Source organism: Neisseria sp. P0013.S005 (assembly GCF_051958425.1).
Classification (GTDB): Bacteria; Pseudomonadota; Gammaproteobacteria; order Burkholderiales; family Neisseriaceae; genus Neisseria; species Neisseria subflava.
Map to the genome: position 1 here is coordinate 1 of NZ_JBQCVL010000110.1, position 211 is coordinate 211.

Here is a 211-nt window from a genome sequence, read left to right on the forward strand (position 1 = left end):
GCTCGGACAATGGCACAGCCTCTCCGATCCCGAACTCGAACACAGCCTCATCACCCGCATCGATTTCAACCTGTTTTATCGTTTTGACGAACTGAGCATCCCCGATTACAGCACCTTATGCCGCTACCGCAACCGGCTGGCGCAAGACGACACCCTGTCCGAATTGCTGGAACTGATTAACCGCCAACTGACTGAAAAAGGTTTAAAAGTA

At 51.7% G+C, this 211-nt stretch carries 1 protein-coding gene; it reads left to right on the forward strand.

The window, feature by feature from the left end; translation table 11 throughout:
* On the forward strand, nucleotides 1-211 hold a 211-nt coding region (locus ACTHTA_RS11705; protein WP_440376401.1), incomplete at both ends, for a transposase.